Genomic DNA, 13,145 nt, shown 5'->3' on the forward strand with positions numbered 1-13,145 from the left:
CCGACAGGAAGGGCGACTGGTGGGAGTCAGCGTGACGGAGCTCGTGACCGATCTCGCGACGGACCTCGCGACCGGTTCCACGGACCGGCCGGAGGCCGATCGCGCCGATCTCGCCGACGCCTTCAAGAGCGGGTTCCGGCGCCAGCCGAACGGCGTGGCGCTGGTCGCCTGCGCGACCCCGGACGGACCGGTCGGGCTGACCGCCTCGAGCGTTGCCTCCGTCAGCGCCGACCCGGCCCTGCTGTCCTTCTCGGTGCTCCGCTCCAGCGTCTCCGGCGCGACGATCGCGGGCGCCGGTGGCGGCGCCGTCTACCTGCTCGGCGAGCAGCACGCCGACCTCGCCGCCGCCTTCGCCACCCGCGGGGCGGAGCGGTTCACCGCCGCACAGGGCTGGACCACGCGCCCCGGCCAGGAGGGCGGCCTCCCGGCGCTGCCCGACGCGCTGGCGACCTTCTGGTTCGACCATCACCAGGTGATCCCCGCCGGCCAGGCCTGGCTGGTGCTCGCCTCGGTCACCGCCGTCGACCTCGGCCCGGGCGAGGACCCGCTGGTCCACCACGACCGACACTTCCGCCGGATCAGCTGAGGGCCGGCGTCCGAACCGCGTCGTCACATCCAGAATGGCCCCCTCCACCGGCGTTTGCGGGGCCAATCGGGATGTGACGACGAGCCTGAGCCTCAGCCCGCGACCGGCTCCCGCACGATCTCGGCCAGCCGCCGGACGTGCTCGACCTTCTCCTCGTCGCTCTCGGCGACCGGGTTGAGGAGCAGGGTCCGCACGCCGGCGGCGTCGAGCTCGCCGAGCTTGCGGCGGATGACGTCCTCGGACCCCATCAGCGAGACGGCGTCGACCAGGTCGTCGGGGACGGCCGTGGCCGCCTCCGCCTTGCGGCCGTCCAGGTAGAGGTCCTGGATCTCCTTCGCCTCGGCCTCGTAGCCGTAGCGGCAGGCCAGCTGGTTGTAGAAGTTCTTGCCGCGCGCGCCCATGCCGCCGACGTAGAGCGCCAGCTGGTTGCGGACCGCGGCCACGGCCTCCGGCGACGGCTCACCGAGGTGGAAGGCGATCTGCAGCTGGATGTCCAGCTCGCCCAACGACGGGTCCCGACGAGCGAAGCCGGACTCCAGCGCCTCGCCCCACGCCTCCCGGTAGCGGCCCGGGTGGAAGAAGAGCGGCTGCCAGCCCTCGGCGATCTCGGCCACCATCGCCACGTTCTTCTCCCCGAGCGCGGCGATCGAGACCGGGATGGAGGAGCGGACGGGGCGGTTGATGATCTTCAGCGGCTTGCCCAGGCCCGAGCCGCCGTGCTCCTTGGTCAGCGGCACCGTGTAGTGCTTGCCCTCGAAGACCACGGGCTCGCGCCGCCACACCTGGCGGCAGATCTCGACCACCTCGCGGGTGCGGCCGAGCGGGGCGTCGTACTTGACGCCGTGGAAGCCCTCGATCACCTGCGGGCCCGAGGCACCGAGCCCGAGCGTGAACCGGCCGCCGGAGACGAAGTCCAGGCCCGCGGCCGTCATCGCGGTCAACGCGGGGGTACGCGAGTAGATCGGCAGGATCGCCGACATCAGCTCGATCTTCTCCGTCTTCGCGGCCAGGTAGCCGATCTGGCTGGGCGCGTCGAAGGAGTAGACCTCCGGGATCGCCACCAGCTCCAGGCCCGCCTGCTCGTACGCCTGCACGCGCTCCACCGTCTCGGCGAAGCCGCGGGCGTAGTCGATCACCATTCCGAGTCTCATGCGGCCACGCTATCCGCACCGAGGAGCCCCGCCGCGACGGTTCGCCGTCACCGGCCCGGGCTACTCCGCGCCGGTGATGGCCAGCAGCCGCGGCGGGAGCACCGGGTTGTCGACCCGGTCGATCACCAGCTGCCGGGCCAGGTCGCCGACGACCTCGGTGATCTCGCTCGTGTCGGCAGGGACGATGTCGAGGTGGCCGATGATCCACTCGCTGAGTGCCTCCCGCAGGCCGTCGACCGCCACCTCGCCGCGGTCGGTGAGCACCATGTCGTTCGGCAGACCGGCCAGGTAGCCCTCGTCCAGCAGCTGCGCGAACAACGGCGCCAGTACGCCGGCCGGCATCCGCCGCGATCCCGCGATCACCCGCACGTCGGCGGTGCGGCCCGACGCGGTGAGCCCGTAGACCTGTGCCAGGCCCCACGCCCACCCGGCGTCGATGGCGACCCGGTCCGACTCCAGCACCTCGGTGATCCCGTCCCGACCGCGGCCGTAGAGCAGCGTGACCACCTGCCGGGTGAACAGGTCGCGGTTGGGCGGGTCCTCCGGGGCCGCGAACGCCTGACCCATGTCGTTGGCGTCCGGGGCCAGGCTGTCGGCGAGCTTCACCTGCGGCAGCAGCAGCGCCAGCACGAAGGCGACCAGCGCCACCGGCGCCGCCCAGAGGAAGACCTCGCTGAGCGACTCGGCGTACGCCTCCACGATGGGTCGGATCACCCGAGCGGGCAGCTCGTGCAGATCCGCGGGGACGGCCGCGGACGCGGGCGGCACCTGCGACTCCGCGACCGCCTGCGGCAGCCGGTCTGCGAGGAAGTTCGCGTAGAGGGTGCCGAAGATCGCGGTGCCGAACGCGCCGCCCATGGTCCGGAAGAAGGTGACCCCCGAGGTGGCCACCCCCAGGTCGCTGTAGGGCACCGAGCCCTGCACGATGATGGTCAGCACCTGCATGCTCAGCCCGATGCCGAGGCCGAGGATGAACAGGTAGAGCCCGGTGACCCACTTGGCCGTGTCGGGGTCCATCGTCGACATCAGCAGCATCGCGGCGGCGACGACGAGGGTGCCGATCACCGGGAAGATCTTGTAGCGCCCGGTGCGGCCGACCACGCCGCCGACGGTGATGGAGGTCGCCATCAGCCCGACCACCATCGGCAGCATCGAGAGCCCGGAGACGGTCGCGGACTCCCCCAGCACGAACTGGAAGAACGTCGGCAGGAACGTCATCGATCCCATCATCGTGAAGCCGACGACGAAGGAGAGGGCGCCGCAGTAGGAGAAGACCCGGCGGCTGAACAGCCGCATCGGCAGCACCGGCTCGGCGGCGCGCAGCTCGATCAGCACGAACGCGGTCAGGACCGCGACGCCCAGCACCAGCAGGCCGATGATCTGCCAGGAGTCCCACGGGTACTCGGTGCCGCCCCAGCTGGTGGCCAGCACCAGCGCGCCGGCACCGACCGAGACCGCGGCCATGCCCAGGTAGTCGATCCGGTGCTTCAACCCGGAGCCGCCGCCGGGGATGGTGCGCCCGGCGACGATGATCACCACGATCGCCAGCGGCACGTTGACGTAGAAGCACCAGCGCCAGCTGAGGTGGTCCGTGAAGAGCCCGCCGAGCAGGGGCCCGATCACCGTCGCCACGCCGAAGACCGCGCCGAGCGCGCCCTGGTACTTGCCCCGGTCGCGCAGCGGGATGATGTCCGCGATCAGGGCCATCGCGGTCACCGTCAGGCCGCCACCGCCCAGGCCCTGGATCGCCCGGGAGACGATCAGCCAGGTCATCCCGGGCGCCGCGCCGCACATGGCCGACCCGAGGATGAAGACGACGACGCTGACCTGGAACATGTTCTTCCGGCCGAACTGGTCGCCAAGCTTGCCCACCACCGCGGTGACCGCGGTCTGCGCCAGCAGGTACGCCGTGACCACCCACGCCATGTGCGTCCCGCCGCCGAGGTCGCCCACGATCGTGGGCAGCGCGGTGGCCACGATCGTGCCGTCCAGCGCGGCGAGCAGCATGCCGAGCGCGATGGTGCCGAACGCGACGGTCCTGGCCCGCCCGGAGAGCGTCCGCCCGGTCTCCGGGCTCGGCGGCGCCGGGGCGGTCCGGGTCGCTGTCATCGCGCCTCCTCGCGGTCGACTCCCTGGCAGTCTGTCGGCCGGCGGCCTCCGCCGGAAGACCCCGCGGCGCGGGAGGGCTCCCGTTCCGGCCCGCGGGGGTGTTGGGTGGAGGGCACGGCCGTCCCCGCCCGCCCGGCCGCCCCGCCCGAGGAGGGTGCCCCGATGTCTGCAGCGATCCCCACCGTCACGCTCGTCAACGGCGTCACCATGCCGGTCCTCGGCTTCGGCGTCTACCAGGTGCCCCCGGAGGAGACCGAGCGCGTGGTCGCCGACGCCCTGGCCGCCGGCTACCGCCACCTGGACACCGCCGCGGCGTACGGGAACGAGGAGGGGGTGGGTCGCGCGATCGCCGCCTCCGGCGTACCGCGCGAGGAGCTGTTCGTGACCACCAAGCTCTGGGTCCAGGACACCGGCGAGCGGGCCACGTCGGCCGCCGCGGAGTCCTCACTGCGGGCGCTGGGGCTGGACTACCTCGACCTCTACCTGATCCATCAGCCGTACGGCGACTACTACGGCTCGTGGCGGGCGATGGAGCACCTCCAGGACCGCGGCCTGACGCGGGCGATCGGGGTCTCGAACTTCCACCTCGACCGACTGGTCGACCTGATCGTCCACAACGACGTCACCCCGGCGGTCAACCAGGTCGAGACCCACCCCTTCTACCAGCGGTACGACGAGCATGGCGCGATGGCCGAGCGCGGGGTGCAGCACGAGTCCTGGGGCCCGTTCGCCGAGGGCCGCAACAACCTCTTCGGCGACCCGCTGCTCGGCGAGATCGCCGAGACCCACGGCCGCACGGTCGCCCAGGTGGTGCTGCGCTGGCTGGTGCAGCGCGAGATCGTGGTGATCCCCAAGTCGGTCCGCCCGGAGCGGATGGCGGAGAACCTCGACGTCTTCGACTTCGAGCTCACCGTCGACGAGATGGACCGGATCGCGACCCTGGACACCGGCGAGAGCCTCTTCTTCTCCCACCGCGACCCGGCGATGGTGGAGTTCCTGGGCACGCGGCGGATCCACGACTGAGCGGGGCAGGGTCGTGTGCCTGAGAACGACCTATCGGCGGGCGTCAGGCACACGACCCGCCTCGAGACTCAGGCCGAGGCGGGCTCGGCGGTCAGCCCCTCCGCGCGCACCTCCCGGTGCACCCGCCCGAGCCCGCGCCGGTCGTAGGCGCGGGTGCCGACCAGGCCGACCAGGAGTCCGAGCGCGGCGGCGACACCCGCCGCTACGAGCGCGCGGCCGAGGCCGGCGTCCCAGCCGCCGTCGAAGTAGAGGATCGCCCGCGCGCCGACGTACACCTGGTGCATCGGCTCGAACGAGCCGAGCCAGCGGATGAACGGCGGAACGGCCTCCAGCGGGAGGGTGCCGCCGGCCGAGGGCAGCGCGAGCACGATGAAGATGAAGAGGTTGACGGTCATCCCGAGGTTGCCGACCAGGGCGTTGACGGCGTTCACGACGATCGCGATCGACCAGATCATGGCGAACCCGAAGACCCACAGCAGCCACGGGTGGTCGATCGGCATCCCCAGCGCGGCGCCGATCGCCACGTAGACGGTCGAGACGCAGACCGCGGCCAGCCCCATCACCGCCCACTTCAGCGCCAGCGTCGTACGACGGCTCAACCCCGAGTGCGGGCGGTGCCGGTAGCGCGGGCCCATCTCGTCGGGGACGAACCCGAGCCGGGCATCGATCAGCGTGGTGGCGCCGATGGACCCGGAGAAGCCGGCCATCACGAGCAGCAGTGCGTAGTAGAACGCCGAGAGTCCGCGGCCCGTGCCCGAGGGCAGCGGGTCGTAGGCGGTGACCTCGACGTCGAGCGGGCTCGCGAGGGCCGCGGTCTCGACCGCCGAGAGCGGCCCCGCGTCGGCCGCGTCCAACTGCAGCCGCACCTGCTCGGTCAGCTGCTGCCCGACCCGGGCGTCGACCTCGGCGAGCGCGCGCTGCCCGGCCGCCGAGGCGATGCTCGCGGCCATGCTGCCGGCCCGGGTGTTGGTGGCCAGCTCGACGGTCGGCCGCGCCGCGCCCTCGCCCTCGGGGCTCGCCCCGGCCGCGGAGGCGGCCCAGCCGAGGACGTCGGCGCTGAGGGTCTCAGGGAGGACGACGACGCCGTAGAGCGACCCGTCGCCCATCCGCTCGTCGGCCTCCGCGGCGCTGAGCTCCTCGACGTCGAACTCGTCGCCGTCGAGCCCCGCGAGGAGTCCGGCGGCGACCTCGTCACCGACGCGGACGGGGCTGCCGTCGGGCGCCGTCGCGCCCGCGTCGGAGTTGACGACGGCGAGCGGGAAGCCGGACAGGTTGGCGTCGGTGTTGACCAGCCCGCCGAGGTACGTCGCGGCCAGGCAGGCCATCACCAGGGTGACCGCGAGGGTGGGCAGCAGCCACAGCGCGCGGCTGCGCAGCGGCGAGGCGGCGGTGGTCGCCGGCACGGATGAATCGGGGTGCATGGATGCCTCCAGGGCAGGACGAACTCACGGCCGGGAGTCCTCGCAGGCCTCTGACCAGCCATGATTTACAGGTGTCAATCAGACGGTACTCCCTCTGATTGACACCTGTAAATCAAGGCGGCAGAGTGGCTCCGTGACCGCGGAGAGCCGAAGGAGGCGCGCCAGCAGCGCCTCGGGCGACGTCCGCGCGCAACGCTCGGCCGACGCCCTCCACGAGGCCGCGATCGCACTGGTCCTCAGCGGTCGTCGGGTGTCGGTGGCGGCCCTCGCGGCGGCCTCCGGGGTCACCCGGCAGACCGTCTACCTCCACTACGCCGACGCCAACGGCGTGGTGCTCGCAGCCACCCGCGCGATGCTCGACGCCGAGGTCGGCACCGGCCCCTCCGGCGACCAGATGCACTGGCCCGGCGCCGCGCCGCCGCCGGTCCTGGTCAGCCTCGCCCGCCACCTCGAGGCCCACCGCGCCTTCTACCGGCGGGTGCTCGAGGGGCCGATCGCCGAGGACGTCGGGGACGCGATCGCGGCGTACTTCCTCCCGGGCACCCGGCAGCGGATCGAGGAGGCGTACGGCGACCAGCTGCCCCGGGAGACCCTCGACGACCTCACCACGTTCCTCTACGCCGGCATCCGGCGCCTGCTGACGGACTGGGTGGTCGAGCCCCTCTCGACCACCTCTCCGGACCAGATCGCGGCGCGCTGCTGGCGCGCCGCGCGACTGCTCAGCGAGCGGATGGCGCCGACGTCGGGCTTCCAGCCCTTCGTGCCGAACCGGATGCTCAACCAGATGCCCAGTGTTGGTGATCCCTCGGGGTCGCCCGCTCCGTTCCGGCCCCCCAGCATCTAGCGTTCCTGACTCGCGCGGATCAGGCGCGCCGGAGCGACCCGGGGGGGTGACGCGGATGACACGGAGGACGCAGCGACTGCTGCTCGGTGTGCTGCTGCTCGTGCCCGCGGTCGTCCTCGTCGCCACCGGCTCCGGGATGAGCCAGGCGGGCCTGATGATCTGGGCGCTGATGGTGGGCACCGCGGCCGCGCCCACGGCCGTGCGCATCACCTGCCGCCGCTGACACGACCGGTCGACCGCGGACAGCCCCCGACGGTCCACCTCGAACCCTGCCGGGCAGGGGGCTGGTGCGAGCCCTGCGGTGCGCGGACACTCGGAGGCACACGTTCCAACCGAGCAGGGAGATCTCCATGACGACGATCCTGGTGGGCTACGTGCCCACGCCCGAAGGAGTGGCCGCGGTCGACTACGCCGTCGCCGCGGTGAAGCGCGACGGCGGCCGGCTCGTGCTGGTCAACTCGGGCGTCCGCGGCAGTGACGCCCACCCGTCCTTCGCGCCCGCGGCCGACTGGGACGGGCTCGCCGCGAAGCTCACCGCGGACGGCGTCGACCACGAGATGCGCCAGCCCGCGCTCGCCCAGTCCCCCGCCGAGGAGATCCTCGCGGCGGCGGCGGACGTGAGCGCCGACCTGATCGTGATCGGCCTCCGCCGACGCTCGCCCGTGGGCAAGCTGTTCCTCGGCAGTGCCTCGCAGCAGGTGCTCCTCGACGCCAACTGCCCGGTGGTCGCCGTCAAGCGCCCGGAGTGAGCGCCCGGGCGCCGGCCGCGGCGCCCGCCCGCCCCGGAGCGGGTCGTGTGCCTGAGAACGACGCATAGGCAGGCGTCAGGCACACGACCGCACGAGGAGATGGACGCCCGCCCGGCTCTGCCGCGGGTGCGGCGGAACCGGGCGGGCGTCCGGCTGGGCTACGCGGCGCCGTGCACTGACAGCTCGATGTCCCCGAGGTCGACGTCGCCCTCGATCGTCAGGTCCTGCTGCGGGGCCTCGAGCCAGAACGGCGTGCCGGGCTGGTAGGGCATGTGCACCCACAGCTCCGGGAGGATGTCCAGCGGGGTGGAGGCGAGGCCACCGGTGGCCGTGCCCGTCGAGAGCTGGGTGATGGTGAACTCACCCGACGAGCCGCGGATCCGGCTCCGGGCCGGCCGCTCCGGATTCGGGTTCGTGGCGAGGCCCGCCGGGTAGGTCACCTGGTAGCCGATGTTGGTGATCGCCGGACGGTCGGTTCCGGCGTACACGAGTCGTCCAGTGAGGATGCGACCAACGGCGAGCGGGATGTCGTACCGCCGGGAGGCGTGGATCTTGACGTTGTCGTGGCAGATCGGCGCGAAGTTCTGCCGGTAGCCGTGCGCGGCGACCGTCCACTTGTCGCCCGGGACGAGGCCGCGGATGACGTAACGTCCGTTGGCGTCGGCCGCCTCGACCTCCTGGAAGCCGTTCCACTTCTGGGGAGCGTCCGGCGGGCAGATCTCGCTGGTGTTGGCCTGGACGGTCGCATAGGGCGCGGCGCGGCCGCGCAGCGTCAGCAGCGGCTTGTCGAGCCGCAGCCGACCGAGGTCGTAGGCCCGGGCGCCGCGGACCCGGAACGTCGTGAGGCCGTAGCCGTTCCCGTCCTTGGCGACCAGGGTGTAGGTGCCGCGGCGCAGGCCGGGGTACGTCGCGGTGCCGTCCTTGCGGAGGATGTTCGGGTAGAGGACCTTGCCGCTTCGGGTCCGCAGCTCACTGTCGACGCGGCCCTCGGTGCCCCGCAAGCGGAACGTCGCGGACGCGCCGCGCACGAGCGGCACGGGCACCGTCACCTTCTGGTCCTCCTCGGCGACCGTCACCCGCTCCCTGTGCGGGATCAGGGCGCCGCCCTCCCGCAGCTTGCCGACCCGGTAGTCGCCGGGGGTGAGGCCGGTGAACCGGTACCTGCCGCGGCGGTTGGTGAACAGGCTCGCGATCAGCTCCCCGTCACCGTGCGTCAGGAAGATCTCGGTACGCCGGGCAGGCGTCCCCGTCGCCTCCCGGAACGCCCGACCGGTGAGCGTGACGCCATGGTCGAGCGAGCCGTGGACGAGGCCGGGGTGGTCGGCGTCGATGGTCACCTCCTCCGACCTCCACGGGAGGCTGCCGAAGCCGCCGGCCTTGACGTAGTAGGCGCCGGGGACCAGGCCCTCGAACGCGAAGGCGCCGTGCTGGTCGGTCTGTCCGTTCCAGGCGACGGTGTCGTTGAGACGCATCAGCTGGATGCGCTCGAAGGCGGCGCCCTCCAGGGTGCCCTCGATGCGGGCGGGGTCCTGGACCTCCACCGTGCCGACCTCGAGGTCGGTCGCGGTCGCGTCGTACAGGTCGGTGTGGAGCACCCAGCTGTCGAACTGGCCGTCCGGGCCGACGTACCGCATCAGGTGGGCGGCGTCCGACGGCAAGGTGCACGAGGTCGGGGCGTCCGAGTGGTCGTCGCAGACCTGGATGAGGAAGCCGCGGGAGTCCTGGCGGACCCGGAACCTGCCGTCGGCATCGGTGTGGGCGCGACGGTCGGTCGTCGAGTCGAGGAGCTCGAGGTCGGGGATTCTGCGCGGGGGGAGCACGTTGACGAGCGCGCCCTCGACCGGGTTGCCCGAGGTGTCGACGACGACGCCGGTGACCCAGCCGGGCCCGGTGTCGGCGGCCGCGGCGGTCGGGGCGACGTGAGCGACGGCGCCGAGGGTGGTCAGGCCCGCGGTCAGCGCCGCGAGGAGACGGGGGACGGACATGGCTGTTCCTTCGTTCGGTGAGGAGTCGAAGGGAGTACGCGTCTGCCTGGGGGAAGGTTGCAGGGACCCACCGGACGCGCTTCGCCGGGCGCGCCGCAGCCGACCACGGGCCCGTGCGGCGCCCCCACGGCGGCCTCGGCAGGTCGCTCGTGGATCGGCGTCCGGCCCCGCGCACTGAGCGACGCCACGCAACAAGATGGCACGCGGTCCGGTCAAGAACGGCTGGCAGCACGACGGCTGCGCGGGGCCGCCCGGCCACATCAGCACGCGCGTCGTCGCTGACCGGCCGACCAGTCCTTGATCGACTTGCCGACCATTGACCGCCTTCCCCCCCGGACCGACGCACTAGGTTGTCAGGCCCGTACCTCACCTACCCGAACTCGACTAGGTCGCGCTGTAGCCACTCCACAACGAGATCCGGACCTGCGGACGAGGACGGGAGCGGGACGGTAGCGACCACGAGCCCGTCACCGCGTGCGACCGTAACCGTCGTGCCGTGGTTGACGCCGATCAACTCCCCGGACAGCGCGGCGACCGAGAAGATCGAGGTCGTGCGGAACGCAAACAGGTCCGTAGAGCACGACTTGAGCTTGATGTTCTCGATGTAGATGCCCTTTGGAAACCTCGGCACCTCCTTGGGGCCAACCAGCCTGGTCGGCTGAGTCCGGCTGCCGTCGACCCCGCTCAGGTCCTCCAAGATGTCGCCGTTCCACAGAACCGGAAGCGTCGACCGCGGATGCTTCACCGTCGCCGACCACGTCTCGACGATGCAGACCTCTCCGAGCCACGACAGGTCACCGACAGGCGTGAGCGGCCGGACAGTAGCGCTCTCCCCGCCGGTCATCCCCGTGGCGAGGCCGAGGTAGGCGTGCTGCGCCTCGACGCTGAAACCTGGGCACCCCGTCAACGCGATCGACCCGGGCACGTCTGGGCAATAGTCCGCCTCGTCGACGACGCCGTCGCCGTCGCGGTCCGAGGCCCCCTTGAACGCGGAGATGGTGACGGTGGTGGTCGTGGTCGCGTCAGTCTTGCTGTACTCGTACGTGAACCGCGTCCCGGTCGGCGCGGCGACTAGGTCGTCGACCGTCCCGACGAGCAGGAAGTTCTCGGTCAGCACCGGCTGCTCGACCGAACCCATGATCGGTTCGGTGCCGCCGCACTCCTCCACGGTGTACTGGCCGACCAGATTCGACATGCCGTTCGGGATCAGCGAGGTGTAGTCGCCGGGCTCCGCGTCAGGGAACACGGTGTTCGCGGCAGGCAGGCCGTCCCACTCCCCGGGGAACCCGACCGCACCGACCGTGAAGGCTCCGACACCTTCGCCGGAGAGCGCCCACGACTGGTCGTTGGACGGGCACCCCGGTGTGTATCTGAATGTGTCCGAGGCGGTCCACCGGAAGTCCATCGACCCGTCGTCGGCGTCGGCGAAGGTGGCCTGGCGGTGATGGTTCAGGGACGACTCGGTCCGTACCCAATCCACGGACACCTGGAACGACCACGGCGCCAGTGGGTCGTCCTCCCCGGCGGCATGCGCAACCCCGGCCGGCGCTGTCGCACCCACCAGCGCGCACACCGCAACGATCGACATGATGGCGCTGCTGCGATTCCCTGGCATGTTCAATCCCCATCGCCGGGCGCGACCGCACGTCGCACGCTCGGAGCTGCGATGTCCCACGAGCGGAACCAACAGCGTGACGGCCCCGACCATCCGGCGCCACATGCCTCGGACCAGATTCGCTGACGCCATCGGTGGCCTCGCTTCTCCCTGGAGGATCCCGCTCACCTACGGACTGCGCACGGTAGCGCCCTGCCACGATCGCCGAGTGCGAAACGGAGGCAATAGCTCCGGTGGACTGGACCGGTGGTGGCCGGCTCGTCCCGCCGCGGCGCAGCTTCGAGCGTCGAGGTCGCATCAATAGCAGCCCAACCTGCGCCACCACGGCACCGACGCCGTGAGCAACGGCTGCAAGCACACGTGACACAAGGCGCGGGGCGTCGAGCGATCTGCAGCGCTGACTCCTCCGCGGACGGAGCCCGTTCCGACGAGACTCGAGCCTCAGACGAGCGCATCTCGCAGTCGCATCGGCGACGCCGAAACGGCATCCACGTGGACCACCCCCGCGAGCCGTCACCGTCCCACCGCGAATCCGACCGACCGATGGTGTCCATTCGGAGCACTTCCTGCTTGCACAAAGGAACCCGAGCCCTGCAACCACGAGAAGCGATGACCGCCACCACGCATCAGCACAACCGCCGCGGCGACGGCGACGGCGACGGCGACGGCGACGGCGACGAGATGCTCACCCTCACCGAGGCCACCGAGTTCCTCCGGATCGCCGTCGCGACGCTGCGCTTCTGACGCAACCGCCGCACCGGCCCGCGCAGCTTCAAGGTCGTCCGCCACGTCCGCAACTGGCGCAGCGACCTGGTCCGGAGGCCCGTCACACGGATGGGCGGGTGAACGACAACGAGAAACCCCGCCCTGTCCGCGCAGGATCTGCGCTGGCCAGAACGGGGTTCCGAGATGGAGCCGCCTGTCGGAATCGAACCGACGACCTATTCATTACGAGTGAATCGCTCTACCGACTGAGCTAAGGCGGCGGAGTGCCGGCGGGGCCGTCACAACCTCGCGCAGCATACCGGCGGCCTCTGGCGCGGAGCGAATCGGCCCACCCCTCCCGTCGCTCCCGGGGCCGCAGACGCCCGTCCAGACCACTGTCACGGGGCTCGTCATCACCAACCGCGCCCTCGCGACCTGAGGCAGGCTGAGGCCATGAGCTCCCCTGAAGCCGTCGTCCGCGACCTGCTGGACAGCCTCGCCGCCAACGATCTCGAGGCCGCCCTCGACCTCCTGGACGAGGAGGTGGTCTGGAAGAACACCTACCTGCCGACGATGCGTGGGCCGCAGGTGAGCAAGGCGCTGCGGGACATGATGGAGCGCGGCGGCCGGTTCGAGGTGACCTGGCACCACGTCGCCGCCACCGACACCGGCGAGGAGTCCGGCATCGTGCTCACCGACCGCACCGACCTGCTCGGCCTCGGCAAGTGGAGCACGTCGTTCTGGGTGCGCGGCACCTTCGAGGTCCGCGACGGCAAGGTGGTCCTCTGGGACGACGCGTTCAGCTGGGCGGGCTTCATCGGCTCCAGCCTGATGGGGCTGGTCCGGATGATCGTGCCCCGCTGAGCCGGGGTTTCGAGGCTCGCTTCGCTCGCACCTCAACCACCGGCAGGGCCGGCTTCGCTCGCACCTCAACCACCGGCAGGGCCGGCTTCGCTC

At 71.6% G+C, this 13,145-nt stretch carries 12 protein-coding genes and 1 tRNA gene; 7 read left to right on the forward strand and 6 right to left on the reverse strand.

What is annotated here, in order from left to right; translation table 11 throughout:
- The first annotated feature begins 31 nt into the window (after positions 1-31).
- Positions 32-586, forward strand: a complete 555-nt coding sequence (locus E8D34_RS13370; protein WP_206056713.1) for a flavin reductase family protein — start codon at positions 32-34, stop codon at positions 584-586.
- Positions 587-678: 92 nt separating this feature from the next.
- Here the strand turns inward: E8D34_RS13370 and E8D34_RS13375 are convergent, their stop codons facing one another.
- Together E8D34_RS13375 and E8D34_RS13380 are read right to left on the reverse strand one after the other, a co-directional pair.
- Positions 679-1,737 (reverse strand): LLM class F420-dependent oxidoreductase, encoded by a 1,059-nt coding sequence (locus E8D34_RS13375; RefSeq protein WP_136595137.1) that lies wholly within the window; start codon positions 1,735-1,737, stop codon positions 679-681.
- A gap of 60 nt (positions 1,738-1,797) precedes the next feature.
- Positions 1,798-3,846, reverse strand: coding sequence for an MDR family MFS transporter (locus E8D34_RS13380; protein WP_136595138.1), 2,049 nt, complete (start codon positions 3,844-3,846; stop codon positions 1,798-1,800).
- Between the two features lie 162 nt (positions 3,847-4,008).
- Between E8D34_RS13380 and E8D34_RS13385 the strand changes: the two genes are divergently transcribed.
- Entirely contained in the window at positions 4,009-4,869 is an 861-nt protein-coding gene (locus E8D34_RS13385) for an aldo/keto reductase (protein WP_240771342.1), read from the forward strand.
- Between the two features lie 68 nt (positions 4,870-4,937).
- Here E8D34_RS13385 and E8D34_RS13390 read toward each other — a convergent pair whose 3' ends face one another.
- Positions 4,938-6,290, reverse strand: a complete 1,353-nt coding sequence (locus E8D34_RS13390) for an ABC transporter permease (protein ID WP_136595139.1) — start codon at positions 6,288-6,290, stop codon at positions 4,938-4,940.
- A 133-nt stretch (positions 6,291-6,423) separates the two neighbouring features.
- Between E8D34_RS13390 and E8D34_RS13395 the strand changes: the two genes are divergently transcribed.
- The 3 genes from E8D34_RS13395 (at position 6,424) to E8D34_RS13400 (ending at position 7,883) form a co-directional block, all read left to right on the forward strand.
- Entirely contained in the window at positions 6,424-7,134 is a 711-nt protein-coding gene (locus E8D34_RS13395) for a hypothetical protein (RefSeq protein ID WP_136595140.1), read from the forward strand.
- A gap of 55 nt (positions 7,135-7,189) precedes the next feature.
- The gene (locus E8D34_RS20800) at positions 7,190-7,357 is read left to right on the forward strand and encodes a hypothetical protein (RefSeq protein WP_168929435.1); all 168 of its coding nucleotides are present in this window, start codon (positions 7,190-7,192) and stop codon (positions 7,355-7,357) included.
- A gap of 127 nt (positions 7,358-7,484) precedes the next feature.
- The gene (locus E8D34_RS13400) at positions 7,485-7,883 is read left to right on the forward strand and encodes a universal stress protein (RefSeq protein WP_136595141.1); all 399 of its coding nucleotides are present in this window, start codon (positions 7,485-7,487) and stop codon (positions 7,881-7,883) included.
- A 158-nt stretch (positions 7,884-8,041) separates the two neighbouring features.
- On the opposite strand, the gene E8D34_RS13405 is transcribed toward E8D34_RS13400, so the two are convergent.
- Entirely contained in the window at positions 8,042-9,868 is a 1,827-nt protein-coding gene (locus E8D34_RS13405) for a carboxypeptidase-like regulatory domain-containing protein (protein WP_136595142.1), read from the reverse strand.
- 370 nt (positions 9,869-10,238) lie between these two features.
- Positions 10,239-11,456: a hypothetical protein gene (locus tag E8D34_RS13410; protein ID WP_136595143.1), complete on the reverse strand. Its 1,218-nt coding sequence runs from the start codon at positions 11,454-11,456 to the stop codon at positions 10,239-10,241.
- A gap of 636 nt (positions 11,457-12,092) precedes the next feature.
- On the opposite strand from E8D34_RS13410, the gene E8D34_RS21570 reads away from it, so the two are divergent.
- Positions 12,093-12,227, forward strand: coding sequence for a hypothetical protein (locus E8D34_RS21570; RefSeq protein WP_276606599.1), 135 nt, complete (start codon positions 12,093-12,095; stop codon positions 12,225-12,227).
- 166 nt (positions 12,228-12,393) lie between these two features.
- Here E8D34_RS21570 and E8D34_RS13415 read toward each other — a convergent pair.
- Positions 12,394-12,469, reverse strand: a tRNA-Thr gene (locus E8D34_RS13415).
- Positions 12,470-12,641: 172 nt separating this feature from the next.
- On the opposite strand from E8D34_RS13415, the gene E8D34_RS13420 reads away from it, so the two are divergent.
- Entirely contained in the window at positions 12,642-13,052 is a 411-nt protein-coding gene (locus E8D34_RS13420) for a limonene-1,2-epoxide hydrolase family protein (protein WP_136595144.1), read from the forward strand.
- Positions 13,053-13,145 lie beyond the last annotated feature (93 nt).

The sequence above is a fragment of the Nocardioides sp. GY 10113 genome, assembly GCF_004919105.1.
In the GTDB taxonomy this organism is placed as follows: domain Bacteria; phylum Actinomycetota; class Actinomycetes; order Propionibacteriales; family Nocardioidaceae; genus Nocardioides.